Here is a 25005-nt window from a genome sequence, read left to right as displayed (position 1 = left end):
TCCTCGCAAACTTAAAAGACGGCGCAGCCGCCGTCCCGGCCAGCCTACCTGGACGGTCATCGCGAGGGACGACAAACGAACACCGCCCTGGCGGCACCGACCCGGGTGACGACGGCCGACAGAGCTTGCCGGCCGCGCAGCCGCAGCCGTTTTCGCAGCGCGTCGGGGTCCACGTCCACGCCGCGGACCAGAATCTCCAGCGCGCCGCAATCCAAAGCTGCCAGCGCCTGACGCAGTCGTCGCTCATCGAGGGACAGCTGCTCGAGGACCTCGAAGCCACGAACTCCCGGCGGCAACCGGTCGCCGGACAGGTAGGCGATGTCGGGGTCGAGTTGCCACAGTCCATGCCGCGCCGCGTAGTGGCGCACCAGGCCGGCCCGCACCACCGCGCCGTCGGGGTCGACGATCCAGCGCCCCGCGGATCGCGCCGGGCAGTTGTCCGGCTCGGCGTCGGTGATCTGTTCGCCGCGGTCCAGCACAGTGGCCCGGCGCCGCACGCCCGGTTCGGCCAATGCACCCGACCACAAGCAGGCTTCCCGAACCGAGCCGCCGTAGGAGGTCACCTCGATCTCGCCGTCGAAGCCGAGACGCCGCGCAGCGTCGAAATCGATTCCGGGAGCGCACTTTACAACCAGCGGACGGCCGCGGTAGACGCCGAACAACGCGTCTAGCGCCGGCTGGTAGTCGCGCGGGTTGAAGCGGCGCCGCCCGCCGCTGCGCCGCCCAGGGTCGGCGAGAACGACCACGTCGCGGGTGACCGGGTGCAGTGCGTCGGCACGACACAGCGCGACATCTCCGACGTTGTGCCGCGCCATCGCCAGCCGCACCGCGTCGATGTCGCTGCCCACCGTGCGCGCGGCGTGGTCGCGCAGCGCCGCCAGTTCGGTGCCGATCGAACAGGTCACGTCGTGCACCACCAAGCCGGCCAGCCGCTGCGCACGATGCTGCGCGACGGGTGCCGCGCTGGCCTGCTGCAGCGCCTCGTCGGTGAACAGCCAGTCGCCGCTGCCCGGCAGCTTGGCGGCCGCGCGCCGGCGCAGCAGCACGGTTTCCACCAGCGCCGGTGTGCGGACGCCGAACCGGGCCCGTATTGCGGCAATGTCGCTGACCAGGTCGGTCAGCGCGAAGCCGGCTACCACGTCCAGCGCCGCGGAGCCCGCGTCCGATGCCAGGTAGGCAACGTCGTCGAGCCCGAAGTTCAGGACGGCTTGACCCCGGTGATCATCACGTTGTAGAACCAGCCCTTCGGCACCACCCACCGGCACAAATTCTCGTCGACCCAGCTGAGCGTCTTCCAGCTGGTGAACGCGAACTTCGCCCAGCCCCAGCCCAGCCGCCCCGCCGGCACCGCGTACTCGAAGGTGCGCAGCGGCCAGCCCAGCATGGCGGCGGTGAACTCCACGGTGGCGGTCTGCAGGTCGACGGCGCCTGCGGACGCGGCCATCCGTTCCAGGTCGCCGGGCGTAAACGTGTGTAAATCGACGACGGCCTCCAGCGCCGCAGCGCGCGAGGACTCGTCGAGCTCGGCCTGCGGACGGCGCCAAGCGCCCAGGCCGGGCAGCTTGGTGACGTTGGTGGCCACCCGCCAGGTCAGCGTGGACAGTGCGCGGGCGTAGCCGTCGCCGACGGTGGTCGGCTCGCCGGCGAACACGAACCGCCCGCCCGGCCGAAGTACGCGCAGCACCTCACGCAGCGAGAGCTCGACGTCGGGTATGTGGTGCAGCACCGCGTGTCCGACCACCAGGTCGAAGGTGTTGTCGTCGTAGGGGATGCGCTCGGCGTCGGCGACCCGGCCGTCGATGTCCAGGCCCAGCGACTGGCCGTTGCGGGTGGCGACCTTGACCATGCCGGGCGACAGGTCGGTGACCGAGCCGCGCCGCGCCACCCCGGACTGGATCAGGTTGAGCAGGAAAAATCCTGTGCCACAACCTAACTCGAGGGCACGGTCATACGGCAGCCGGTGAATCTCGTCGTCGGGGACGACGCCGTCGAAGCAGTCTCGCGCGTAGTCGACGCAGCGCTGGTCGTAGGAGATCGACCACTTCTCGTCGTAGTTCTCGGCTTCCCAGTCGTGGTAGAGCACCTGGGCCAGCTTGCTGTCGCGCCGCGCCGCTTCCACCTGCTCGGCAGTGGCGTGTGGCTGCGGCGCCGGGTCAGTACTGGTCATGGTGGCCCAGCTTAACGGCATGGGCGAACACGTCCAGATAGCGGCGACGCTCGGCGGCCAGCCGCTCGGCGGGGGCGGATTCGTAGACGTCGTCGATGCCGGCCTTGGCCGCGGCCAGCGCATACGGCGGGCCGTCGACAAACCGGCCGGCCCAGGTCGCGGCGGCGTCGTACACGTGGTCCGGGGCGACCATGTCGTCGATCAGGCCCAAGGCCAGCGCCTCCTCGGCGTCGAAGAATCGCCCGCTGTACACCAGCTCCTTGGCCCGGCTGCCGCCGACCGCGCGGGTCAACCGCGCGAGCCCGTCGCCGTCGGGAATCAGGCCGGCCAGGATCTCCGTCGCGCCCAGCCGAACGTTGTCGCCGCTGACTCGCCAATCGGCGGCCAGTGCCAGCGTCAGCCCGGCGCCCAGCGCGTATCCGGTGACCGCGGCGACCGTCGGTTTGGGAATGGCCGCCACGGCGTCGACGGCCTCGCGGCGCACCCGCGCCCACGTCTCGGCCTCCGCCACGCTCAGCGTGCGCAGCGCACCCATGTCGTCGCCGGCCGAGAAGATCTCGTGCCCACCGAACAGGATCACTGCGGCGACGTCGTCGCGGCGGCCCAATTGGGCAGCGGCCCCGGCGATTTCGCGATAAACCTGGCGGGTCATCGCGTTGGTCGGCGGCCGCGACAGCAACAGGGTGGCGACGCCGGGGCGGTTGGCATCGGTGTGGACGCTGACGAACTCGGTCACGGCCACCGCCGGCCCCGCGCCTGGTTGTAGCGGTCGGAGTCGAAGAACTCGAACTCCCAGTTGTCGCCCTTGACCGCCAGGTCCGGTTGCACCGCAACGATCTTGCGCTCCACCGCCAGCACGTCGGCGACGGTGTGGCCGGCCAGCGAGTCCAGCTGCGTCCAGGTCGGCGGCAGCAGAAACGTACGGCCGGCCGAGAAGTCCTCGATCGCGGCCTCCGGGGTGCTCCAGCCCACGTGATCGGATTCGGTGTTCTCGCCGTCGGCGCGCTGTCCCTCCGGTAACGCGCCGACGAAGAAGTAGGTGTCGTAGCGCCGCGTGCGTTCCGCTTCGGGGGTCACCCAGTTGGCCCACGGCCGCAACAGGTCAGCGCGCAGCACCAGGTTCTCGGTGCGCAGAAAGTCGGCGAACGACAGCTCGCCGGCGGCCAGCGCCAGCCGCGATTCCCGGTAGACCGAGGCGTCGCCGACGAAGCCGTGCGGGTCGTCGGCCGGCCCGGCGAACAGCACGCCGGTTTCCTCGAAGGTTTCGCGGGCGGCCGCGCAGACCAGCGCCTCGGCCAGGTCGGTGTCGATGCCGAACCGCTGCGCCCACCACGACGGCGCCGGCCCGGCCCAGGCGATCTCGGCGTTGCGGTCGCGGTCGTCGACCCCGCCGCCCGGAAACACCATCACGCCGGCGGCAAAGTGCATTTTCGAATGCCGTCGCATCAAGAACACGGCGATGCCGTCGTCCGTGTCGCGCACCAGCATCACGGTGGCGGCAGGCCGTACGGGAAGCGGTGTGGTCATGCCCGCCTCCGGTGCGCGGCGCGGGTACGGGTGCGACGGGCGAAGTACCGCCCGTCGAGGACGTCGACGGCGATCGACTGCCCGAACGCCGCAGACAGGTTCTCGGCGGTCAGCACGTCGGGCAGCAGGCCCGACGCCACGACCTGGCCCTCGGAGAGCAGCATGCAGTGCGAAAAGCCCGGCGGGATCTCCTCGACGTGGTGGGTGACCAGCACCAGCGCCGGCGCGTCGGGGTCGGCGGCCAGGTCGGTCAGCCGGGCGACCAGCTCCTCGCGCCCGCCCAGGTCCAGCCCGGCGGCCGGCTCGTCGAGCAGCAGCAGTTCGGGGTCGGTCATCAGCGCGCGGGCGATCAGCACCCGCTTACGCTCCCCCTCCGAGAGGGTCTCGTAGGTGCGGTCCGCCAGATGCTCGGCGCCGAGGCTTTCCAGCATGTCGATCGCCCGGTGGTAGTCGACGTCCTCGTAGCGCTCCTTCCACCGGCCCAGCACCGCATAGCCCGCCGAGACCACCAGGTCGCGCACCACTTCGTGGCCGGGCACCCGCTGCGCCAGCACCGAAGAGCTCAGGCCAACCCTGGCGCGCAGCTCCGACATGTCGACCCGGCCCAGCCGCTCGCCGAGCACATAAGCCACCCCCGACGACGGGTGCTCGGCGGCGGCGGCGATGCGCAGCAGCGACGTCTTGCCGGCGCCGTTGGGCCCCAGGATCACCCAGCGTTCGTCGAGCTCGACCGACCAATCGACCGGCCCGACCAACACCCGCCCGTCGCGGCGCAGCGAAATGTCGTGGAAGTCGATCAGCAGGTCGGGGTCGGCTGCCTCGCTTGCGGTTTCGGGCACCCGACCATCGTGCCGTACCGCAACACCGCGCTACTCCGGGGGTATTTCGACGCGCCGCACCCCGCCGTCCACGGCGTCGGCGGCCTCGATCTCGCCGCGGGTCACCCCGAGGATGAACAGCACGGTGTCCAGGTACGGGTAGGTCAGCGACGCATCGGCCACCTCGCGCAGCGCGGGTTTCGCGTTGAACGCCACCCCCAGGCCGGCCGCGGCCAGCATGTCGATGTCGTTGGCGCCGTCACCGACCGCGACGGTCTGCTCCATGGGCACCCCGGCCTGGGCGGCGAAGTCCCGCAGCGCCTTGGCCTTGCCGGCCCGGTCGATCACCGGGCCGACCACCCGGCCGGTGAGCTTGCCGTCGACGATCTCCAACTGGTTGGCGGCGACGAAGTCGAGCATCAGCTCCTCGGCCAGCGGCTCGATCACCTGCCGGAAGCCGCCGGAGACCACGCCGACGTGAAATCCCAACCGCCGCAACGTGCGCAGCGTGGTGCGCGCGCCCGGCGTCAGTTCCAGCCGTGACGCGACGTCGTCCACCACCTCGACGGGCAGACCCGCCAGGGTGGCCACCCGCTGGTGCAGCGACGCGGTGAAGTCCAGCTCGCCGCGCATGGCGGCATCGGTGATCGCCGCGACGGCGTCCTGCGCGCCGGCCCGGGCGGCCAGCATCTCGATGACCTCGCCCTGGATCAGCGTCGAGTCGACGTCGAACACGATGAGCCGCTTGGCGCGCCGCGACAGGCTGTAATCCTCGACCGCCACGTCCACCCCAGCGTCGGCGGCCACCTGGGTCAGCGCCGCCTGCAGCTGTCCGCCGATGCCCGGCGGCACCGAGACCCGCATCTCCAATCCGGTGACCGGATAGTCGGAGATGCCCCGGATGACGTCGATGTTGACGCCCAGCGTGGCCACCTCCTGGGCAACCGCGCCGAACGCCTCGGCGGTGATCGGGCGGCCGAGCACGACGATGGTGTGCGTCGAGGGCTCCCGAATGATCGGCAGGTCGTCGCTGCGCTCGATCGTGACGTCCAGGCCCTTGGCGTGAACGGCCGCCGCGACGTCTGTGCGCAGCGCGTCGCCCTCGGCCACCGCCGGCGTGGTGGACACCAGCACGCCCAGCGTCAGCCGGCCGCGGATCACCACCTGTTCGACGTTGAGCAGCTCGACCTTGTGCGACGAGAGCACCTGGAACAGAGCGGACGTCACACCAGGCTGGTCGACACCGGTGACGGTGATCAGCACCGACACCTTGGGCACGGTCACCGAAAGTCAGTCACGGACTAGCTGCGAACGCTTACGTCGTCGGCTTCGGTGACGTCGCCGTCGGAGGGATGCGGGCCACGGCCCACATGTGCTTCGGCGCGCATGCGTTCCACCATGTGCGGGTAGTGCAACTCGAAAGCCGGCCGCTCCGAACGGATTCGGGGCAGCTCGGTGAAGTTGTGCCGCGGCGGCGGGCAACTGGTCGCCCACTCCAGCGAGTTGCCGTACCCCCACGGGTCGTCGACCGTGACGACCTCGCCGTAACGCCAGCTCTTGAAGACGTTCCAGACGAACGGCAGCATCGACGCGCCCAGGATGAACGCCCCGATCGTGGACACGACGTTGTACATCTGGAAGCCGTCGGTGGGCAGGTAGTCCGCGTAGCGCCGGGGCATACCGGCGTCGCCCAGCCAGTGCTGGATCAAAAACGTGGTGTGAAACCCGATGAACGTCAACCAGAAATGCAGCTTGCCCAGCCGCTCGTCAAGCAGCCGGCCGGTCATCTTCGGGAACCAGAAGTAGACCCCGGCGAAGGTGGAGAACACGATGGTGCCGAACAGCACGTAGTGGAAGTGCGCGACCACGAAATAGCTGTCGGTGACGTGGAAGTCCAGAGGCGGGCTGGCCAGCAGGACACCGGTCAGACCACCGAGCAGGAAGGTCAGCGCAAAGCCGACCGAGAACAGCATCGGTGTCTCGAACGTCAACTGGCCCTTCCACATCGTGCCGATCCAGTTGAAGAACTTGATCCCGGTCGGCACCGCGATCAGATACGTCATGAACGAAAAGAACGGCAGCAGAACGGCGCCCGTCGCGAACATGTGGTGCGCCCACACCGCGACCGAGAGCACCGCGATCGACATCGTCGCGTACACCAGGGTGGTGTAGCCGAAGACCGGTTTGCGCGAGAACACCGGGAAGATCTCGGTGACGATGCCGAAGAACGGCAGCGCCACGATGTAGACCTCCGGGTGCCCGAAGAACCAGAACAGGTGCTGCCACAACAGAACTCCGCCGTTGGCCGAGTCGTAGACGTGTGCACCCAGGTGCCGGTCGGCGGCCAGCCCCATCAACGCCGCGGTCAGCAGCGGAAAGGCCAGCAGCACCAGGATGGACGTCACCAGGATGTTCCAGGTGAAGATCGGCATCCGGAACATCGTCATACCGGGCGCGCGCATGCAGACGACCGTGGTGATCATGTTGACCGCGCCCAGGATGGTGCCCAGACCGGCGACGGCCAGACCCATGATCCACAGGTCGCCGCCGGCACCGGGCGAGTGGATGGCGTCGGTCAGCGGCGTGTAGGCGGTCCAGCCGAAGTCCGCGGCGCCGCCCGGGGTGATGAAACCGGCCATCGCGATCAGCGACCCGAACAAAAACAGCCAGTAGGAGAACGCGTTCAGCCGGGGAAACGCCACGTCGGGTGCACCGATCTGCAGCGGCATCACCAGGTTGGCGAAGCCGAACACGATCGGGGTGGCGTAGAACAGCAGCATGATCGTGCCGTGCATGGTGAACAGCTGGTTGAACTGTTCGTTCGACAAGAACTGCAGCCCCGGCGCGGCCAACTCGGTGCGCATGAGCAGCGCCAGCAGGCCGCCGATGAAGAAGAAGACGAAACAGGTGACGACGTACATGATGCCGATCAGCTTGTGATCGGTGGTGGTCACCAGCTTGTAGATCAGGTTGCCCTTGGGGCCGGTGCGCGCCGGATAGGGCCGACTGGCCTCGAGTTCTCCCAGCGGGGGCGCTTCGGTTGTCAAGAGCTCCTCCAAATGTGTGGCGGGCAACCGGGAACTTCTGTGAATCCTAACCTTTGAGGGGTGCCATGCAGGCCCCGGTCCTACAAACCGTCGTAATGAGCCCTGAAGTGCGCCGGAACGCGGTGTTACGGTCGGACGCGTGTTGCTGATCCGCCCGCGCCCCGCCGTTCTGTTGGCCGCGGCGGCAATGGCATTTACGGCCGTGGCCTGCACGTCCGGCTCGCCCGGCGGCACGCCGGCGCCGCCGGCGTCGCGGTCGGTGATCACCAGCACCACACAGATCGCCGGCGCGGGGGTTCTGGGCAACCAGCGCCGGCCCGACGAGTCCTGCGCCCCGCAACCCGCCCCGCCGGCTCCGGGGCCGCCGATGCGCCCGGCCCGCAACGCCGCGGGCGTGCAACCCGACGTGGTCGACGTGCACGCCGACCCGCAACGCATCGTCGCGCTCACCGGCGACGCGCTGGACGCGCTGTGTGCGCTGGGACTGCAGTCCCGGGTGGTGGCCGCCGCGCTGCCCGACGGCTCGTCGGGCCAGCCCTCCTATCTGGGCACGATCGTGAACCGCCTGCCAGGCGTGGGCAGCCGCAGCGCGCCGGACCCGGCCGCCATCGCGGCGGCCAAACCGGACCTGATCCTGGGCTCTGCGGGGTTGACGCCGCAGCTGTACCCACGGCTGGCGGAGGTCGCCCCGACCGTGTTCACCGCGGCGCCGGGCGCGGCGTGGGAGGACAACCTGCGCGCTATTGCCGCGGCCACCGGGCGCGCCGGTGCCGCCGACGCGCTGATCAACGACTTCACCGCCAAGGCCCGCGAGACCGGCGCCGCCCACGACGCCGCTCACTACCAGGCGTCGATCGTGCAATTCACCGAGAACGCCGTGCGGGTGTACGGCTCCGACAACTTCCCCGCCACCGTGTTGGCCGCCGTCGGCGTCGACCGCCCGCCGTCGCAGCGCTTCACCGACAAGCCGTACATCGAGATCGGCACCAGCGACGCCGACCTGGCCCGCGGCGCCGATTTCTCGGCGGCCGACGCCGACATCGTCTATGTGTCGTTCGCCTCGCCGGCCGCCAAGAACCGCGCGCCGGCCCTGCTGGACAGCGATCCCTGGCGCAAGCTGTCCGCCTACCGCGACAACCGGGTGTTCATCGTCAACAACGAGATATGGCAGACCGGGCAGGGCCTGATCGCCGCCCGCGGCATCGTCGACGACCTGCACTGGATCAACGCCCCGATCAACTGACCTGCGCTTGTGACGTTGCCCTCATGGGGAAGAAATACATAGCTTACCTAGGCTATTCTGTGGGGCATCCCCTGAATTCCGATTGCTAAGACACGCGCAGGTACGAGGTATTCCGATGAGCACTGTTTCCGCGTATGCCGCCACCTCGGCGACCGCACCATTGACCAAGACGACGATCAACCGCCGCGATCCCGGCCCGCACGACGTGGCCATCGACATCAAGTTCGCCGGCATCTGCCACTCCGACATCCACACGGTCAAGGCCGAATGGGGCCAACCCAACTACCCCGTGGTTCCCGGTCACGAGATCGCCGGCGTGGTATCGGCCGTCGGATCCGAGGTGACCAAGTACAAGGTGGGCGACCGCGTCGGCGTGGGCTGTTTCGTCGACTCCTGTCGGCAGTGCAGCAGCTGCCGCGCCGGGTTCGAGCAGTACTGCACGGGCGGCGGCATGGTCGGCACCTACAACGGCATCGGCCGGGACGGCGAGCCGACCCAGGGTGGCTACAGCCAGGCGATCGTCGTCGACGAGAACTACGTGCTGCGCATCCCCGATGCGCTCCCGCTGGACGCCGCGGCGCCGCTGCTGTGCGCGGGTATCACGGTGTACTCGCCGCTGCGGCACTGGAATGCCGGGCCGGGCAAGCGGGTCGCGGTCGTCGGCCTCGGCGGCCTGGGACACATGGGCGTCAAGCTGGGCAAGGCGATGGGCGCCGAGATCACGGTGCTGAGCCAGTCGCTGAAGAAGATGGAAGACGGCCTGCGGCTCGGCGCCAGCCACTACCACGCCACCAGCGACCCGGCCACGTTCAAGAAGCTGCGCAACGGCTTCGACCTGATCCTCAACACAGTGTCGGCCAACCTCGATCTCGGCGAGTACCTCAAGCTGCTCGACGTCGACGGCACGCTCGTCGAAATCGGCATGCCCGAACAGCCGATGTCCGTGCCGGCTTTCCCGCTGGTGAACATGCGCCGCAGTGTGTCCGGCTCACTGATCGGTGGTATCGCCGAAACGCAGGAGATGTTGAACTTCTGCGCCGAACACGGCACGACGCCCGAAATCGAGGTCATTTCAGCCGACTACGTCAACGAGGCCTACGAGCGGGTGCTGGCCAGCGACGTGCGCTACCGCTTCGTGATCGACACCTCAACTTTGTGAGGCGTCGGCCTCCTCGGCGCTCACCCCGGCCAGCGGCCACCCCGCCGCGGCCAGCGTGGCCGCCACCCGCCTGATGTTTTCCGGGCCGGCGTCGTAGTGGGTCATGTCGGAGATGAACTCGGCGATCTCGTCGTGGTCAATCTCGCTGTCCGCCAACCCGTTTGACTTGCTCGCGGTGATGTTGTGCACCACCTCGGCGAGCTGCTCTTCGGTCAGCGGCGTGCTGCGCAGCAGCGCGAGCAACGGTACCCGGTCGGGTCCGGGAACGCCGTCGGGATAGCCAGCCTGTAGCCAGCGCAGTACCGAACTCAGGAATGACGAGGTGGCCACGAAGTCCAGTGTCGTGCCGGCCGGCCATCGCCGCCACTCGGCGGCGCGCAACTCACAGAACTCATAAGCCGCTCACAGGCATACGCTGAAGTACGCCAAGGTCGGGAATCGTTCGCGGGAGGCAGCGATGATGAGGTTCGTTCGCCGTCTGGCCGCCGGCGCCGCGGTTGTCGTTTCGATGTCGGCTGCGATGGTCGTGACGCCGGGAGTCAGCTCAGCGCAATGCGACCCCAACTGGTCGCACATTGTGGCAACCAACGAGTGCAAACCGCCACCACCGCCGCCATCGTGGTACACGCCCCCGCCGCCGTATGCGCCGATGTATGCCCCGCCTGATGTGCCGCCGCCCCCGCAAACGCCGCCCCCGTCGCCGTGGCCGGTCCACCCGGTATGGGACGGAGGTCGACAGCAGTGGGTCTGGATAGGGATCTGACGTTTAGAAGTCCCAGTCCTCGTCTTCGGTGACGACGGCCTTGCCGATCACGTACGACGACCCCGACCCGGAGAAGAAGTCGTGATTCTCGTCGGCGTTGGGTGAGAGCGCCGACAGGATGGCCGGGTTGACATCGGTCTCGTCGCGCGGGAACAACGCCTCGTAGCCGAGGTTCATCAATGCCTTGTTGGCGTTGTACCGCAAGAACTTTTTGACGTCCTCGGTCAGCCCGACCTCGTCGTAGAGGTCCTGGGTGTACTCCACCTCGTTGTCGTAGAGCTCGAAGAGCAGCTCGTAGGTGTAGTCCTTGAGTTCGGCTTGCTTGGCCGCATCTTCGAGGGCCAGCCCGCGCTGGAACTTGTAGCCGATGTAGTAGCCGTGCACCGCCTCGTCACGGATGATCAGCCGGATCATGTCGGCGGTGTTGGTCAGCTTGGCCCGGCTGCTCCAGTACATCGGCAGGTAGAAGCCGGAGTAGAACAGGAAGCTCTCCAGCAGCGTGGAGGCCACCTTGCGCTTGAGCGGCTCGTCGCCCCGGTAGTACTGCATCACGATCTCGGCCTTGCGCTGCAGGTTGGGGTTTTCCTCCGACCAGCGGAAGGCGTCGTCGATCTCGGCGGTAGAGCACAGCGTGGAGAAGATGTTGCTGTAGCTGCGGGCGTGCACCGACTCCATGAACGCGATGTTGGTGTAGACGGCTTCCTCGTGCGGGGTCAGCGCGTCGGGGATCAGGCTGACCGCGCCGACCGTGCCCTGGATGGTGTCAAGCAGCGTCAGGCCGGTGAACACCCGCATGGTCAGCTGCTTTTCGTGATCGGTCAGCGTGCCCCAGGACGGGATGTCGTTGGACACCGGCACCTTCTCCGGTAGCCAGAAGTTCCCGGTCAGCCGGTCCCAGACCTCGGCGTCCTTCTCGTCTTGCAGACGGTTCCAGTTGATCGCCGAAACGCGGTCGATCAGCTTCAGTTTTTCGGTCACCAGAACCCCACTTCACCAGGACGTATGGTCGGCTGTGCTGAGACTTCAAACACTACCCCTGGGGTCCGACAACCGGCCGCAACACAACACCTTGTGCCGGGGCGTGTCTCCTAGCGTGGCTCTCTAGTGGGGCCGGGGCGCCGAGTGTGCATCCTCGGCGGCGCAGCTCATCGACAGTGCATCCTGGGCGGGAAAATCGCCGAATCCACGCCCTCACCGCACTCTGAAAGCCGTCAATGCACAGTCGACGTCGGCGAAGCGGCGCTTCCCACCCCGAAGAACTGGTACTCGGCGGGCCGAAGCGAGCGGGTGCCCATCCAGTACTGCCAGGTGTAGCCGCCCCACAGCACCCGGTTGTTGCCGTGCTCGTCGAGGTACCAGCTGCTGCACCCGCCGGAGTTCCAGACCGAACCGGCGAGCTTGCGCTGCAGCTCCTCGTTGAACCGGTCCTGGGCGGCGCGGGTCGGGGCCAGCGCCCGCGCGCCGAGCCGGTCGCACGCCGCGATCGCATCAGCGACGTAGCGGATCTGGGATTCGATCATGAACACCACCGAGTTGTGTCCCAGCCCGGTGTTGGGTCCCAGCAGGAAGAACAGGTTGGGCACGTCGGCGACGGTGATTCCGCGGTGTGCGCCAAGGCCTTCGCGGTTCCAGCGGTCGACCAGGTCCTCGCCGTGCATCCCCTTGATCTGGACGTAGGTGTAGGAGTCGGTGACGTGGAAGCCGGTGGCGAACACGATCACGTCGGCGTGACGCTCGGTGCCGTCGGCGGTGACGATGCCGTCGGGCGTGATGCGGCTGATGTGGTCGGTGACCAGCTCGGTCTTCGGGTCGGCCACAGCGCGATAGTAGGTGGAGGAGTTCAGGATTCGCTTGCAGCCGATCCGGTAGCTCGGGGTCAGTTTGCGACGCAGTTCGCGATCCTTGACCGAGCGGCGGATGTTCCACTTGCCCAGTGCCTCGCCGACTTTGAGAAGGCTGGGTCGCTTGGTCATGCCGTAGGCCACCACCTCGTGGCCCCAATACAGTGCGGTGCGCAGCGCAAGGCGCAAACCGGGGATGTTCGCCAGGGCGCGACGCAGCCCTGCGGGCAATTCCTCGTTGGTGCGGGGGATCACCCACGGCGGGGTGCGTTGGTAGAGCTGTAATTCGGCGACCTGATCGACGATCTCGGGCACGATCTGGATGGCGCTGGCTCCGGTCCCGATTATCGCCACCCGCTTGCCGGTCAGGTCGACACCGTGGTCCCACTGCGCGGAATGGAAAGCGGCGCCGCGGAATTCGTCGCGGCCCTCGATGTCGGGAACCGACGGGATGTGCAGCGCGCCGGCGCCCGAGATCAGGAACTGCGCGACGTACTCCCGCCCGTCGGCGGTGAACACATGCCAGCGGTACTCCTCGTCGTCCCAATGTCCGCGCTCGACAAGCGAATTGAACTCGATGTAGCGGCGCAGTCCGTATTTGTCGGTGACACCCTTGAGGTAGTCCCAAATCTCGGGCTGGTAGGAGAACAGGTGCTTCCAGTCCGGCTTGGGCTCGAACGAAAACGAGTACAGATGCGACGGGATGTCGCATGCGCAGCCGGGGTAGCTGTTGTCCCGCCAGGTGCCGCCGATGTCGTCGGCCTTCTCCAGGATCACGAAGTCCACGCCCTGGCGCTGCAGGGCAATCGCCATGCCCAGTCCGGAAAACCCGGTTCCGATGATCACTGCCCGGGTGTGCACCGGCGGTTTGTGTGCTGCCTGCTGCGGCGCCGACTCAGTAATGGTCACGGGGGTGATCCTACCTGGGAACGCTGGTACCGGGTACTTCAGCGCCCCTCGGTCAACAATGCGATCGACCGCCGCAACTCGTGCTCGGGCGGTGCCGCCGGCAGCGGCACCTCGGGCCGGGCGCCGAACGCGTCGACCATCAGCGCCGCGAACCGCCGCCAGGCATCCGGCGCTGCCGAGCCGGTGGTCCTGAGCACCCCGGCGTTGGCCATCAGCATGACGACGATGTCCCCGGCCACCGCGTCGGGCCGCAACTTTTCTTCGGCTTGCGCCCGCCGGACGAGCTCGCGGAGCTTGTCCACGGTCTCGTTGGTGCGCTGCTCGACGGCGCTGGTGGCCGGAAATGCAGTGGTCAACAGGTCACGCAGGCCGGCGTCACCGGCCTGCAGCTCGCACAGCTCGAACACCAGCGCCCGAAAGCCGTCCCAGGCTCTCGGATTGGCCAGCGCGCGATCCACCGCCTCGGTGTAGCGCGACATGTTCCGCTCGAACGCCGCGGCCGCCAGGTCTGCGCGGGTGGGGAAGCGACGATAGAGGGTCGCCACTCCTACCCCGGCCCGGCCGGCGATCTCCTCCAGCGGCACCGAGAGCCCACGCTCGGCGAACAGCTCGGCGGCGGCGGCCAGGATCCGGTCGCGGTTGAGTTTCGCGTCGGCGCGAAGTGGTCTGGCTCCCTTTTCGCCCGGCGCTGCGCCTGAAATCACAGGTCAACCCTACCCGTCGAACTGGAGGGAGGCATCCACTTATGCGTATCTTCGAGACCCGTAAGCGGTAACTACCCTCCACATACGAACGGAGCACACACATGGCCGTCACACTGACTGCCCCGGAGCCGACGCACGCAGGCCGGCACCGGGCGCCCAGCCAGGACGGAATGCGGGGCAACCCGTGGTGGACATTGATCGCCGTCTCGATCGGCGTCGTCATGGTCGGCCTCGACGCCTCGGTGGTGGCCATCGCCAACCCGCGCATCGCCACCGACCTGCACGCGTCGCTGTCGGATCTGCAGTGGATCACCGACGCCTACATGCTCGCGCTGGCGTCGCTGCTGATCTTCGGCGGAAAGCTCGGCGACCGGTTCGGCCGTCGTCAGATGTTCTTCATCGGCGTGGTCGGCTTTGCCGCGACCTCAGTGGGCATCGGGCTGATCGGCACGGTCGGCGGCGTCATCGCCCTGCGCACGCTGCAAGGGGTGTTCGGCGCCCTGCTGATGCCGAGCACGTTGGCGATCGTCCGGGCCGCGTTCCCGCCGGAGAAGCTCAACACCGCCGTCGGGATCTGGGGCGCCGCATCGGGCGTGTCGATCGCGGCCGGGCCCATCGTGGGTGGGCTGCTGGTCGAACACGTCAGCTGGGAGTCGGTGTTCTACATCAATGCGCCGATCGCGGCCGCCGCGCTACTGATCGGTGCGCGAGCGATCGTCGAGACCCGCAGCGCCGGCGAGCACCACCTCGACATCCCGGGCATCGCCACGCTGTCGGGTGGGCTGTTCCTGATCGTGTTCGGGTTGATCAAAGCCCAGAACTGGGGCTGGCTGGCCGGCCGGACGCTCGGCGTGCTGCTGGCGGGCCTGGCGGCGCTGGCGGTGTTCGTGCTGATCGAGTTGCGCGCGGCCGAGCCGTTGCTGCCGATGCGGCTGTTCGCCAATCGGTCCCTGTCGATCGGCACCGCGGTGGTCGTCATCGACTTCTTCGCGCTGTTCGGCGCGGTGTTCTTCTTGTCCCTGTATCTGCAGAACGTGCAGGGCTACTCTCCCGTCGAGACCGGTGTGCGCACGCTGCCGCTGAGCCTGACGCTGATGGTCACGGCCCCGCTCAGTGGCTGGCTCACCGAGAAGTTCGGGCCGCGCCCGGCCATGGTCGTCGGGCTGGGCGCCGTCGCGGGCGGCCTGTTCTCGCTGGCATTCCTGCGCGCCGACTCGGGATACGACGCGCTGTGGCCGGCGTTCGTCTTGCTGGGTGCGGGCATCGGCCTGGTGCTGACCGCCAGTTCCGACGCCATCGTCGGAAACGCCAGCGTCGACGACGCCGGACTGGCTGGCGGTCTGCAGAGCACAGCCGTGCAGCTGGGCGGGGTGCTGGGCACCACGATTCTGGGCTCGGTGGTGTCGAGCCGGGTCGGTTCGGTGCTCGTCGAGCAGCTCAAAGCGGCCGGCACTCCGGCGCCGATCGCGGGCAGGCTGACGGCCGCGAAAGAGCTTGTGGCCCAAGGCGTTACGCCGGCCGTCCCGGGCATGCCCGCCCCGTTGGCGCGTGCGGTGGCGCAGGGCTGCAACGGTGCGTTCATGGTCGGGCTGCACGCGTCGATGGTCGTGGCCGCGGTGGCAGCGGGTGTCGGCGCGGTGCTGGCCCTGTTCGTGCGTCGCGGCGATTAGCTGGCTTCGCGCGGCGCCGCGCTGTGAATCGGCAAGTCGGGATCCATCTCGATGCCGAGTAGCTCTGCGGTGCCGCCGATGACGCCCATCATGATGGTCGTCAGATGCTCGACGAACTTGTCGTGCGGCATGCGGCGCGGGCTGTCGGGCTCCGGGCCGAGCCACCAGTCGGTGGCCGACTGTGCCGAACCGAACGCCGCGAACGCCGCGAGTTCGATGGCGGCACGGTCGAGTTCCATTTCGCGCAGCTCGTTGTTGAACATCTCGGCCATCGCCAGGGTGATCTCGCGGCCCTCGTTGAGTGCCCGCATCGTCGACTCGGAGCGCTCCGGGAAGCGGCCCTGGATGAAAAACCGAAGCACGTTGGGATGCTGTTCGACGAGGTTGACGTACTCCTCGACGCTGCGCCGGATGATGTCGCGAGCAGAGTTGGTGGCGAAGTCGACCGACGGGAAGACCGCCGCCCACAACATGTCGCGCAGGCGTTCGCCGATCGCCTGGAACAGATCGGATTTGTCGTGGAAATGCCGGTAGATCTTGGGTTTGGCGGTGCCGGCCTCTTCGGCGATCTCCCGCACGCTCACATCGGGACCCAGCCGGTCGATGGCGCGGAAGGCAGCCTCGACGATCTCGCCGCGCACCTTCTTGCGGTGTTCGCGCCAGCGTTCGCTGCGCGCGTCGACCTTGCCCCCGGGTCTGGCGCCGGGGTGGGGTCGAGGGATTCTCACCACGTCAAGCACTTTACCGCCTTGCGGTCGCTGACCTGGGAAGACCCGGCTTGTCGGTGCCGCCGAGTGGCCAGCTTTGTCACGCGAAACGCCAAATCGCGTGCCTTAAGTGGCCACTCGGCAGAAAACCCGGCTACAGCATGCAGGACACGCAGCCTTCGACCTCGGTGCCTTCGAGCGCCATCTGCCGCAGCCGGATGTAGTACAGCGTCTTGATGCCCTTGCGCCAGGCGTAGATCTGCGCCTTGTTCACATCGCGGGTAGTGGCGGTGTCTTTGAAGAACAACGTCAGGCTCAGGCCCTGGTCCACATGCTGGGTGGCCGCGGCGTAGGTGTCGATGATCTTCTCGTAGCCGATCTCGTAGGCGTCCTGGTAGTACTCCAGGTTGTCGTTGGTCATGTAGGGCGCCGGGTAGTAAACCCGGCCGATCTTGCCTTCCTTGCGGATCTCGATCTTCGACACGATCGGGTGGATCGAGCTCGTCGAATGGTTGATGTAGGAGATCGACCCGGTCGGCGGCACCGCCTGCAGATTCTGGTTGTAGATGCCATGCGCCTGCACCGACTCCTTGAGCCGCCGCCAGTCGTTCTGGTCGGGGATGCGGATGCCTGCGTCGGCGAAAAGTTGACGCACCTTGGGCGTCTTCGGCTCCCAGACCTGATCGGTGTACTTGTCGAAGAATTCCCCCGACGCGTACTTGGACCGCTCGAAGCCCTTGAAGTGCGTACCCCGTTCAATCGCAATGCGATTCGACGCCCGCAGCGCATGGTAGAGCACCGTATAGAAGTAGATGTTGGTGAAGTCGATGCCCTCTTCGGAGCCATAGAAGATCCGCTCGCGGGCCAGATAGCCGTGCAGGTTCATCTGGCCCAGACCGATCGCATGCGAGTCGTTGTTGCCCTGCTCGATCGAGGGCACCGAGGTGATGTGGGTCTGGTCGCTCACCGCCGTCAGTGCCCGGATCGCCACCTCGATGGTCTGCGCGAAGTCGGGCGAGTCCATGGTCTTGGCGATGTTCAGCGACCCGAGGTTGCACGAAATGTCTTTGCCCACTTTGGCATACGACAGATCATCGTTGAACAACGACGGGGTGGACACCTGCAGGATCTCCGAGCACAGGTTGGAGTGGGTGATCTTGCCTTCAATCGGGTTGGCCCGGTTCACCGTGTCCTCGAACATGATGTAGGGATAGCCCGACTCGAACTGGAGCTCGGCCAAGGTCTGGAAGAACTCCCGCGCCTTGATCTTTGTCTTGCGGATCCGCGCGTCGTCGACCATCTCGTAGTACTTCTCGGTGACCGAGATGTCGGCGAACGGCACTCCGTAGATGCGTTCGACGTCGTACGGCGAGAACAGGTACATGTCCTCGTTCTTCTTGGCCAACTCGAAGGTGATGTCGGGGATCACCACACCCAGGCTCAGCGTCTTGATGCGGATTTTCTCGTCGGCGTTTTCGCGTTTGGTGTCGAGGAAGCGGTAGATGTCCGGATGATGCGCATGCAGGTACACAGCGCCGGCGCCCTGACGCGCGCCGAGCTGGTTGGCGTAGGAGAACGAGTCCTCCAGCAGCTTCATGATGGGGATGACGCCGGAGCTCTGGTTCTCGATGTTCTTGATCGGTGCGCCGTGCTCGCGAATGTTGCTCAGTAGCAACGCAACTCCCCCGCCACGCTTGGACAGCTGCAGTGCGGAGTTGATGGAGCGCCCGATGGACTCCATGTTGTCTTCGATGCGAAGGAGGAAACAATTGTGGACGACAGTGCCACGAATCGTGTAGGTGTGCGTGCCCTCGACGTGGAGGTTGTACACCTTCTCCGGAACTTCCTGTGTGCGCTTCAGTTCGCGGATTCCGTACACGTGCCGGCCATGCACGACCTGATAAGTCTTGCGCGACGTTCCTTTTTGGCCGACGTAGTTGTGCAGGTTCTTGCCAACATCGAAGATGAACTCTTCATTGTCACCGGGCAGCCCGGGTACGAACACCTGTCCCGTCAAGTTGCCTGCTTGATTTACGTACTGACGGACCCTGGACACAATTCCGACCCGGCGCAAAAGGAGTTGGACCTGGTCGATCAATTCCGGGTTCACCAGGTCGAGCACCATCCCGCCGGTGGTGCAGCACCCGTCGCCGCGGAACAGCCCCGCCAGCAGTCCACGCTGGAATTCTTCGTCGGCTGTCAAGACATCGTGGGACAGCCGCTTTGTGTGGTATCCCGTCCCAACCATGGAAAGGAACAGCGAAGCGACCACCATGCTGTTACAGATCATCCGGACCGACTGGTCCGAAAAACTATGGTTGACAGAGAGTTCGGCCGCGAAAACCCGCTTGAATGCCGCCGCCAACTCGTGCTGATATTCGAGTTCGTGTGCGCCGAGCGTGAAGTGAATGCCGTTGGCAATCAGGCCGTCCGAGCCCGATCGCTTGGAGACGTGGCCTTCGGACAGATACCAGCCCAAGATAAGACCGAGGTCGTACGACTCCTCGACATAGCGGTTCACAGACACGAATTTCATTCGATGGCGCTGCTTGCTGCGGTGCTTCAAGTCGGAGTTGACCTTGCGGATGAGCCCGTCGACCTCTTCGTATTCACCTGGGCCGACGTACTTCATCAGGTCGTATACGCGCCGCTCCCGCCCATCCCGCGGTGCTGCGGTCACGATGAAGTCCGAAGGGCGAATGTCCTTGGCAGCTAGCCATACAAATCCATTGAACGGATCGGCGCCGTCGCCTTCAATGAGTGTCTTGACCTCCCGCGTCGTCCACACGAGGATCGGATGTTCCGGAGTGCAGAGGATCGGTTCCTTGTGCCCGAAGTGTGAAATCGACACCAGAGCTTGGTCGTTGGGATTCTCGACAACGGACTCGACAACGGAAAAGGATCCGTCGTGTGAGAGAACGCGGTCACCCACCCGCAGAGACTCGATCGCCTTCGGCCCTTCGGGCGTATCCACCGGCGTTCCTGCTGGAAAACACGAAACTGGCTCTCCCCGTTGCTTTTTGCCCGAGTTGAGGAACGTCGGAGTGGCCGGCTGGAACCGGCCGTCGATGATCTCGTCGACCAGTTTCTCGGCCAGCCCGGTGTCCCCGGCGGCCAAAGTCAGCGCCACCATGACGACGCGGTCCTCGAAGCGCTCCAGATACCGCTTGCCGTCGAAGGTTTTCAGCGTGTAGGAGGTGTAGTACTTGAACGCGCCGAGGAACGTCGGGAACCGGAACTTCTTGGCGTAGGCCCGATCCAGCAGGCTCTTGACGAAGTTACGCGAATACTGGTCGAGAACCTCACGCTCGTAATAGTTCTCGCGGATCAGGTAGTCGAGCTTCTCATCCTGGTTGTGGAAGAAGACGGTGTTCTGGTTGACGTGCTGCAGGAAGAACTCGCGCGCCGCCAGCACATCCTTGTCGAACTGAATCTTGCCGTCGGCGTCGTACAGATTCAGCATCGCGTTCAGGGCGTGATAATCCGTCTCGCCCGGCAACGCGTGCCCGGCGGGCGTTACACGCTCTGCAGTTGCGGCGGTTGGTGGCACGGTTCGTCCTTCCAAAACTCAGCTAGACCCGCTCGGACGGCTTCCACGTCGTCCGGGGTTCCCATCAGTTCGAATCGGTAGAGATAGGGAACGCCACACTTGCGGGACACCACGTCGCCCGCATAGGCGAATTCGGCACCGAAGTTGTTGTTGCCGGCAGCAATGACGCCGCGGATCAACGACCGGTTGCGTTCGTTGTTCAAAAAGGCAATGACCTGCTTGGGGACATAGCCGCCGTCATTGATGTCCGGGGTGGCCCGGCCACCGCCGTAGGTCGGCAGCACCAGGACATACGGCCGGTCCACCTCGATGCGGCCGTGCAGCGGTATCCGTGTGGCGGGAATACCCAGCTTCTGCACGAAGCGATGGGTGTTCTCCGACACCGACGAGAAATACACCAGGCTGCACGACGGCACGGCAATCTCCTAAGCGGTCAGCGCGGCACCGGCGAGCGCCTTGATCCGGTCCGGCCGGAAGCCCGACCAGTGTTCGTTGCCCGCCACCACGACGGGAGCCTGCAGATAACCCAGCGCCATCACGTAGTCGCGCGCCTCGCTGTCGATCGAGATGTCGACCTTCTCGTAAGCGATGCCCTCTTTGTCCAGCGCCTTGTAGGTGGCGTTGCACTGCACGCATGCCGGCTTGGTGTACACGGTGATGCTCATCGGCGTTACGGCTCCTCTGCAGGGAAGGTGACAAGGGACTGGCAACTACTTCGGTACTGCATCTGCACTGTTGGTTCAGCAGACCGTCACGCCCCGGAATTCCCCTGTTCGCCGACCGCTTAGGCCGGCGTATCGATGCCTGCCCTGGCGGTCCGGCTGACCGGGTGAACCCGGGGCCTGTCGGTGTGCTGAAACACTACACCTAGTGGGTGACAATAAGAAGGGATACAACATCTTCTGAACAACATTCATGAAATTCGCTGGTCGTAAGCCTGACTTCCGCATCTCCATCGGCGTGTCGTAGATCACAATTCGGCCGTTTCGGCCATGCCTCGGCGCATGCGCAAAGGTCTACCACCGGCCACCGACAAACGACGCCCGGAAGCTCCCCTCCGGGCGTCGCGCAGCAAACGAAAGGTCAGCTCACTTCGGCGGCCAGCTTGCCCACCACGTCGCGGATGTTGGCGGTCAGCTCGGCATGCTCGCGCGGGTGCTTGCCGTCCAGCGACGCCAGCGGCACCGAGAGCTTGATGGCCTCGACCACGCGCGGACCGGCGATACCGAACGACTTGCGGGTCTCGTCGTGCGCCCACACCCCGCCGTAGCGGCCCAGCGACCCGCCGATCACGGCCAGCGGCTTGCCTTTCAGCGCGCTGTTGCCGAAGGGGCGGGACAGCCAGTCGATCGCGTTCTTGATCACGGCGGGGATGCTGCCGTTGTATTCCGGCGTGACCACCAGTGCGGCGTCAGCCTCGGCGGCGGCGGCGCGCAGCGCGGTGACTCCCGCCGGCACGTCGGCCTCGTTGTCGATGTCCTCGTTGTAGAACGGCAGCTCGCCGAGTCCGTCGAAGACGGTCACTGCCACGCCGTCGGGCGCGATGTCCGCCGCCAACTCCGCGATCTGCCGATTGACCGACGCAGCACGCAGGCTGCCCACCAACGCCATGATCTTGATGTCCGGCATCTTCGAGAATCCCCTTCGGTTGTTGGTCTACATCCTCGCATGGCCAAACCGGACCTTAGTCCGGTTTATTCCGGCCGCGTTACAGTGCAGTGGTGAGCGTTGCCGATCGGTCGGGTGAGCTGCCCGTTTCCGCCCCGCAAGAGCGTGGTGACGCGGCCCGAAACCGGGCGTTGTTGCTGGACGCGGCGCGCCGGTTGATCGCCGAGCGGGGTCCCGACGCGGTCTCGATGGACGACATCGCCGCCGCCGCCGGCGTCGGCAAGGGCACGCTGTTTCGCCGGTTCGGCAGCCGGGCCGGGCTGATGACGGTGCTGTTGGACGAGGACGAGCGCGCCAACCAGCAGGCCTTTCTGTTCGGTCCGCCGCCGCTGGGCCCGGACGGCCCGCCGCTGGACCGCCTGCTGGCGTTCGGCCGCGAGCGGCTGCGCTTCGTCCATGCCCACCACGAACTGCTCTCGGCGGCCAACCGGGACCCGCAGATGCGCTACAACGCGGCAGCCGCTGTGGTGCGCACCCATGTCCGGATGCTGCTGGCGTCGGCCGGGACGACGGGAAATCTCGACGCTCAAACCGACGCGCTGCTTGCCCTGCTCGATGCCGACTACGTCGAGCATCAGCTCCGCGACTGCGGGCACACTCTTAAGACGCTGGGCGACGCATGGGAAAGCCTGGCGCGCAAGCTCTGCGGCACATGACCTGGATCCTGCACGTCGACCTCGACCAGTTCCTGGCGTCGGTCGAACTGCGCCGCCACCCGGAACTGGCCGGGCTGCCGGTCATCGTCGGCGGCAGCGGCGATCCGACCGAACCGCGCAAGGTCGTCACCTGCGCGTCGTACGAGGCCCGCCAGTTCGGGGTGCGCGCGGGCATGCCGCTGCGCAGCGCCGCGCGGCACTGCCCCGGCGCCACCTTCCTGCCCTCGGATCCGGCCGCCTACGACGCGGCCTCCGAGCAGGTGATGGGGCTGCTGCGCGATCTCGGCCACCCCGTGGAAGTCTGGGGCTGGGACGAGGCGTTCGTCGGCGCCGACGTCGACGATCCCGTGGCACTTGCCGAACAGATCCGCGCCGTCGTCTCGAGCGAAACCGGGCTGTCCTGCTCGGTCGGTATCAGCGACAACAAGCAGCGCGCGAAGGTCGCCACCGGATTCGCCAAACCCGCCGGCATCTACCAGCTGACCGACGCCAACTGGATGTCGGTGATGGGTGAGCGACCGGTCGATGCGCTGTGGGGCGTGGGACCGAAGACCGCGAAAAAGCTTGCCACCCTTGACATCGCCACGGTTTGGGAGCTGGCGCACTCCGATGCCGAGCTGCTCACCTCCACTTTCGGCCCGCGAACCGGACTGTGGCTGTTGCTGCTGGCCAACGGGGGCGGCGACGACGTGGTCAGCGCCGAGCCGTGGGTGCCGCGGTCGCGCAGCCACGTCGTCACCTTCCCCCGCGACCTCACTGACCGAGACGAAATGGCCGCAGCCGTGACCCAATTGGCGCGACGAACGTTGAGCGAGGTGGTCGCTGAGTCGCGGATCGTCACCCGGGTTGCCGTCACCGTGCGCACCGCGACGTTCTACACCCGCACCAAGATCCGCAAGCTGGACGAGCCCACGACAGACGCCGGCGTCGTCGTCGCCGCCGCGCTGCGGGTTCTCGACTTGTTCGAACTGGACCGACCGGTGCGACTGCTCGGGGTGCGGTTGGAACTGGCCATGCCGCAATAGTTCAGCGCGGCAACGCGTTTGGCCGCAGCGCCCGGGTGAAGAACACGTTGACCTGACGCATCGCCACGCTGTAGGGCCACCACGCCACCCGCTTGAACGCATACAGCGCACGGATATCCGCCGAGGTGTAGATCAGGTAGCGGTTCTTGGCGACGCCGGCCAGGATCTTCTCGGCCGCCTTCTCCGGTGTCACGGCATGACCGCTGAAGCGGTTGATCCACCGCTGCACCCTGGGGTCCTCACGGTCCACGCCGGCGATCTCGACGGTGTTGACCAACGGGGTGTTGACCGCGCCGGGCACCACCACCGATACCCCGATGCGATGCCGGGCCAGGTCGAAGCGCAGCACCTCCGAGACCCCGCGCAGTCCGTATTTGCTTGCGCTGTAAGCGGCATGCCAGGGCAGCGCGATCAGCCCGGCCGCCGACGACACGTTGACCAGATGCCCGCCCCGGCCGGCTGCGACCATCGGCGGGATGAAGGTCTCGATGACGTGGATCGGGCCCATCAGGTTGATCGCGACCATCTTGCTCCACTGCTCGTGGCTGAGCTGGTCGACGGTTCCCCACGCCGACACACCGGCGATGTTCATCACGATGTCCATGCTCGAGTGCCTGGTGTGGATGTCGGCGGCGAAGGCGGCGACCTGCTCGTAGTCGGCGATGTCCAGCGCCCGGTGTTCGGGCACTTCGGCGCCCAGCGCGCGGGCGTCGGCCACCGTTTCCGCCAGACCCTCGGCGTTGCGGTCGGTCAGATACAGCTCGGCGCCCTGGGCGGCCAGCCGTAAGGCGGTCGCGCGGCCGATGCCGCTGGCCGCACCAGTGAGAAAACACCTTTTACCCGCATAGGTCTGCGCCATGGCGGAGACGATACCGCCGGTACCGCGCCTAGGAGTCCGTCGACCCACCCCACAACGCGTGCAGCCATAACTGCTCGAGCACCCGTATCCCGCGCTGCACGTCACCATCGGGCCCCAGGTAGGCAGTGTCACCGGAGAGCATCTGTGCGGTGGTGACCGACAGTGTGCGGACCAGCGCCGGGATGTCGTCGCTAATCGGATGTGCGGTACCGGCTTTCAGCTCGTCCTCGACGATCCCGATGATCTGCTCGATCACACCGTTGACTTGCTGGTCGAGAATCTCGCGGATCTCGGCATCGGTGTTGCGTGCGACGTTGCACGCCGACATCACCGGGTCGTTGTGCGCGTAGACGGCGGCGGCGCTGCCGACCATCCGCTTGGCGAACGCGGCCGGCGACTCGTCGGCCCCACGCGGGGCGAAGTAGTGCGTGAGCTCTTCGAGCTCGTGGGTAGCCTCGGCCAGAATCTGGGCCAACACAGAGTATTTCGAGTCGAAATAGAAGTAGAAGCCCGATCGGGCCACCCCCGCGCGGTCGCTGATCGTGCTGACCGACAACTCGGCGAACGGCTTCTCTTCCAACAGTTCGCGTACCGCTTGCAAGATCGCCTGGCGCTGCCGGTCCCCGCGCTTGGTCGGGGCCGACAGAGCCGGAGACTGATCGGCCCTGCGCCGCGCGGTCGGCTGGGTGCTC

24 protein-coding genes are annotated in these 25005 nt (G+C 66.6%); 6 read left to right on the top strand and 18 right to left on the bottom strand.

Annotated elements, in window-relative coordinates:
• Nucleotides 1-56 precede the first annotated feature (56 nt).
• From AWB95_RS04740 to ctaD, 7 genes are read right to left on the bottom strand one after another with little or no spacing between them, the layout of a single operon-like run.
• On the bottom strand, nt 57-1241 hold the full coding sequence (locus tag AWB95_RS04740; RefSeq protein WP_238600882.1) for a THUMP-like domain-containing protein: 1185 nt from the start codon (nt 1239-1241) through the stop codon (nt 57-59).
• Nucleotides 1199-2167 (bottom strand): class I SAM-dependent methyltransferase, encoded by a 969-nt coding sequence (locus AWB95_RS04735; RefSeq protein WP_062540315.1) that lies wholly within the window; start codon nt 2165-2167, stop codon nt 1199-1201. The genes AWB95_RS04740 and AWB95_RS04735 overlap by 43 nt, the downstream gene beginning before the upstream one ends.
• A complete protein-coding gene (locus AWB95_RS04730; RefSeq protein WP_085167777.1) occupies nt 2154-2903 on the bottom strand; it encodes an enoyl-CoA hydratase in 750 nt (249 codons plus the stop codon). The genes AWB95_RS04735 and AWB95_RS04730 overlap by 14 nt, the downstream gene beginning before the upstream one ends.
• A complete protein-coding gene (locus AWB95_RS04725; RefSeq protein ID WP_062540424.1) occupies nt 2900-3694 on the bottom strand; it encodes an NUDIX hydrolase in 795 nt (264 codons plus the stop codon). The genes AWB95_RS04730 and AWB95_RS04725 overlap by 4 nt, the downstream gene beginning before the upstream one ends.
• Entirely contained in the window at nt 3691-4533 is an 843-nt protein-coding gene (locus AWB95_RS04720; protein ID WP_062540423.1) for an ABC transporter ATP-binding protein, read from the bottom strand. Before AWB95_RS04720 ends, AWB95_RS04725 begins: the two co-directional genes overlap by 4 nt.
• A gap of 30 nt (nt 4534-4563) precedes the next feature.
• Nucleotides 4564-5790, bottom strand: a complete 1227-nt coding sequence (gene serB / locus AWB95_RS04715; RefSeq protein WP_062540426.1) for a phosphoserine phosphatase SerB — start codon at nt 5788-5790, stop codon at nt 4564-4566.
• Between the two features lie 23 nt (nt 5791-5813).
• Nucleotides 5814-7559, bottom strand: coding sequence for an aa3-type cytochrome oxidase subunit I (gene ctaD / locus AWB95_RS04710; protein WP_085167779.1), 1746 nt, complete (start codon nt 7557-7559; stop codon nt 5814-5816).
• Nucleotides 7560-7746: 187 nt separating this feature from the next.
• Here ctaD and AWB95_RS04705 point away from each other — a divergent pair, with 187 nt between their 5' ends.
• Nucleotides 7747-8802 carry an ABC transporter substrate-binding protein gene (locus tag AWB95_RS04705; RefSeq protein ID WP_085167773.1) on the top strand — a complete coding sequence of 352 codons (1056 nt, stop codon included), beginning with the start codon at nt 7747-7749 and terminating at the stop codon, nt 8800-8802.
• Between the two features lie 115 nt (nt 8803-8917).
• Nucleotides 8918-9961: an NAD(P)-dependent alcohol dehydrogenase gene (locus tag AWB95_RS04700; protein ID WP_062541362.1), complete on the top strand. Its 1044-nt coding sequence runs from the start codon at nt 8918-8920 to the stop codon at nt 9959-9961.
• Here AWB95_RS04700 and AWB95_RS04695 read toward each other — a convergent pair.
• Nucleotides 9950-10291 carry a DUF3349 domain-containing protein gene (locus AWB95_RS04695; RefSeq protein WP_084707323.1) on the bottom strand — a complete coding sequence of 114 codons (342 nt, stop codon included), beginning with the start codon at nt 10289-10291 and terminating at the stop codon, nt 9950-9952. The two genes, AWB95_RS04700 and AWB95_RS04695, sit on opposite strands and share 12 nt — an antisense overlap.
• A gap of 127 nt (nt 10292-10418) precedes the next feature.
• Between AWB95_RS04695 and AWB95_RS23460 the strand changes: the two genes are divergently transcribed.
• Nucleotides 10419-10724 (top strand): hypothetical protein, encoded by a 306-nt coding sequence (locus AWB95_RS23460; RefSeq protein WP_084707319.1) that lies wholly within the window; start codon nt 10419-10421, stop codon nt 10722-10724.
• 3 nt (nt 10725-10727) lie between these two features.
• Here AWB95_RS23460 and nrdF read toward each other — a convergent pair whose 3' ends face one another.
• From nrdF to AWB95_RS04675, 3 genes are all read right to left on the bottom strand, one after another.
• Nucleotides 10728-11702, bottom strand: a complete 975-nt coding sequence (nrdF, locus tag AWB95_RS04685; protein ID WP_099539517.1) for a class 1b ribonucleoside-diphosphate reductase subunit beta — start codon at nt 11700-11702, stop codon at nt 10728-10730.
• Between the two features lie 233 nt (nt 11703-11935).
• Nucleotides 11936-13474, bottom strand: a complete 1539-nt coding sequence (locus AWB95_RS04680) for a flavin-containing monooxygenase (RefSeq protein ID WP_062541364.1) — start codon at nt 13472-13474, stop codon at nt 11936-11938.
• A gap of 38 nt (nt 13475-13512) precedes the next feature.
• Nucleotides 13513-14178 (bottom strand): TetR/AcrR family transcriptional regulator, encoded by a 666-nt coding sequence (locus tag AWB95_RS04675; protein WP_062541365.1) that lies wholly within the window; start codon nt 14176-14178, stop codon nt 13513-13515.
• 101 nt (nt 14179-14279) lie between these two features.
• On the opposite strand from AWB95_RS04675, the gene AWB95_RS04670 reads away from it, so the two are divergent.
• A complete protein-coding gene (locus tag AWB95_RS04670) occupies nt 14280-15848 on the top strand; it encodes an MFS transporter (RefSeq protein ID WP_085167720.1) in 1569 nt (522 codons plus the stop codon).
• On the opposite strand, the gene AWB95_RS04665 is transcribed toward AWB95_RS04670, so the two are convergent.
• The 5 genes from AWB95_RS04665 to AWB95_RS04645 all read right to left on the bottom strand — a co-directional run bounded on the left by AWB95_RS04665 (nt 15845) and on the right by AWB95_RS04645 (nt 21734).
• Nucleotides 15845-16579 carry a TetR/AcrR family transcriptional regulator gene (locus AWB95_RS04665; protein WP_062540240.1) on the bottom strand — a complete coding sequence of 245 codons (735 nt, stop codon included), beginning with the start codon at nt 16577-16579 and terminating at the stop codon, nt 15845-15847. The two genes, AWB95_RS04670 and AWB95_RS04665, sit on opposite strands and share 4 nt — an antisense overlap.
• Before the next feature lie 130 nt (nt 16580-16709).
• On the bottom strand, nt 16710-20105 hold the full coding sequence (gene nrdE / locus AWB95_RS04660) for a class 1b ribonucleoside-diphosphate reductase subunit alpha (RefSeq protein ID WP_084707139.1): 3396 nt from the start codon (nt 20103-20105) through the stop codon (nt 16710-16712).
• Nucleotides 20072-20527 carry a class Ib ribonucleoside-diphosphate reductase assembly flavoprotein NrdI gene (gene nrdI, locus AWB95_RS04655; protein ID WP_232315685.1) on the bottom strand — a complete coding sequence of 152 codons (456 nt, stop codon included), beginning with the start codon at nt 20525-20527 and terminating at the stop codon, nt 20072-20074. The genes nrdE and nrdI overlap by 34 nt, the downstream gene beginning before the upstream one ends.
• 3 nt (nt 20528-20530) lie before the next feature.
• On the bottom strand, nt 20531-20770 hold the full coding sequence (locus AWB95_RS04650) for a redoxin NrdH (protein ID WP_062540238.1): 240 nt from the start codon (nt 20768-20770) through the stop codon (nt 20531-20533).
• A gap of 418 nt (nt 20771-21188) precedes the next feature.
• On the bottom strand, nt 21189-21734 hold the full coding sequence (locus tag AWB95_RS04645) for an NAD(P)H-dependent oxidoreductase (protein WP_062540237.1): 546 nt from the start codon (nt 21732-21734) through the stop codon (nt 21189-21191).
• Between the two features lie 92 nt (nt 21735-21826).
• On the opposite strand from AWB95_RS04645, the gene AWB95_RS04640 reads away from it, so the two are divergent.
• Both AWB95_RS04640 and AWB95_RS04635 read left to right on the top strand, forming a co-directional pair.
• Nucleotides 21827-22429: a TetR/AcrR family transcriptional regulator gene (locus AWB95_RS04640; RefSeq protein ID WP_062540243.1), complete on the top strand. Its 603-nt coding sequence runs from the start codon at nt 21827-21829 to the stop codon at nt 22427-22429.
• On the top strand, nt 22426-23454 hold the full coding sequence (locus AWB95_RS04635; protein ID WP_062540236.1) for a DNA polymerase IV: 1029 nt from the start codon (nt 22426-22428) through the stop codon (nt 23452-23454). Before AWB95_RS04640 ends, AWB95_RS04635 begins: the two co-directional genes overlap by 4 nt.
• Before the next feature lies 1 nt (nt 23455).
• Here the strand turns inward: AWB95_RS04635 and AWB95_RS04630 are convergent, their stop codons facing one another.
• Both AWB95_RS04630 and AWB95_RS04625 read right to left on the bottom strand, forming a co-directional pair.
• Nucleotides 23456-24313, bottom strand: coding sequence for an SDR family oxidoreductase (locus AWB95_RS04630; protein WP_062540235.1), 858 nt, complete (start codon nt 24311-24313; stop codon nt 23456-23458).
• Nucleotides 24314-24341: 28 nt separating this feature from the next.
• Nucleotides 24342-24959, bottom strand: coding sequence for a TetR/AcrR family transcriptional regulator (locus tag AWB95_RS04625; protein ID WP_062540242.1), 618 nt, complete (start codon nt 24957-24959; stop codon nt 24342-24344).
• Nucleotides 24960-25005 lie beyond the last annotated feature (46 nt).

This window comes from Mycobacterium celatum, from assembly GCF_002101595.1.
Lineage (GTDB): Bacteria > Actinomycetota > Actinomycetes > Mycobacteriales > Mycobacteriaceae > Mycobacterium > Mycobacterium celatum.
This window is presented reverse-complemented; position numbering and strand designations above follow the sequence as displayed.

Bases quoted from the DNA above. Each gene is read 5' to 3' on its own strand.
- AWB95_RS04735 (WP_062540315.1), bottom strand. From the start codon at position 2,167: ATGACCAGTACTGACCCGGCGCCGCAGCCACACGCCACTGCCGAGCAG.
- AWB95_RS04725 (WP_062540424.1), bottom strand. From the start codon at position 3,694: ATGACCACACCGCTTCCCGTACGGCCTGCCGCCACCGTGATGCTGGTG.
- AWB95_RS04705 (WP_085167773.1), top strand. From the start codon at position 7,747: ATGGCATTTACGGCCGTGGCCTGCACGTCCGGCTCGCCCGGCGGCACG.
- AWB95_RS04700 (WP_062541362.1), top strand. From the start codon at position 8,918: ATGAGCACTGTTTCCGCGTATGCCGCCACCTCGGCGACCGCACCATTG.
- AWB95_RS23460 (WP_084707319.1), top strand. From the start codon at position 10,419: ATGATGAGGTTCGTTCGCCGTCTGGCCGCCGGCGCCGCGGTTGTCGTT.
- AWB95_RS04670 (WP_085167720.1), top strand. From the start codon at position 14,280: ATGGCCGTCACACTGACTGCCCCGGAGCCGACGCACGCAGGCCGGCAC.
- AWB95_RS04650 (WP_062540238.1), bottom strand. From the start codon at position 20,770: ATGAGCATCACCGTGTACACCAAGCCGGCATGCGTGCAGTGCAACGCC.
- AWB95_RS04645 (WP_062540237.1), bottom strand. From the start codon at position 21,734: ATGCCGGACATCAAGATCATGGCGTTGGTGGGCAGCCTGCGTGCTGCG.
- AWB95_RS04635 (WP_062540236.1), top strand. From the start codon at position 22,426: ATGACCTGGATCCTGCACGTCGACCTCGACCAGTTCCTGGCGTCGGTC.
- AWB95_RS04630 (WP_062540235.1), bottom strand. From the start codon at position 24,313: ATGGCGCAGACCTATGCGGGTAAAAGGTGTTTTCTCACTGGTGCGGCC.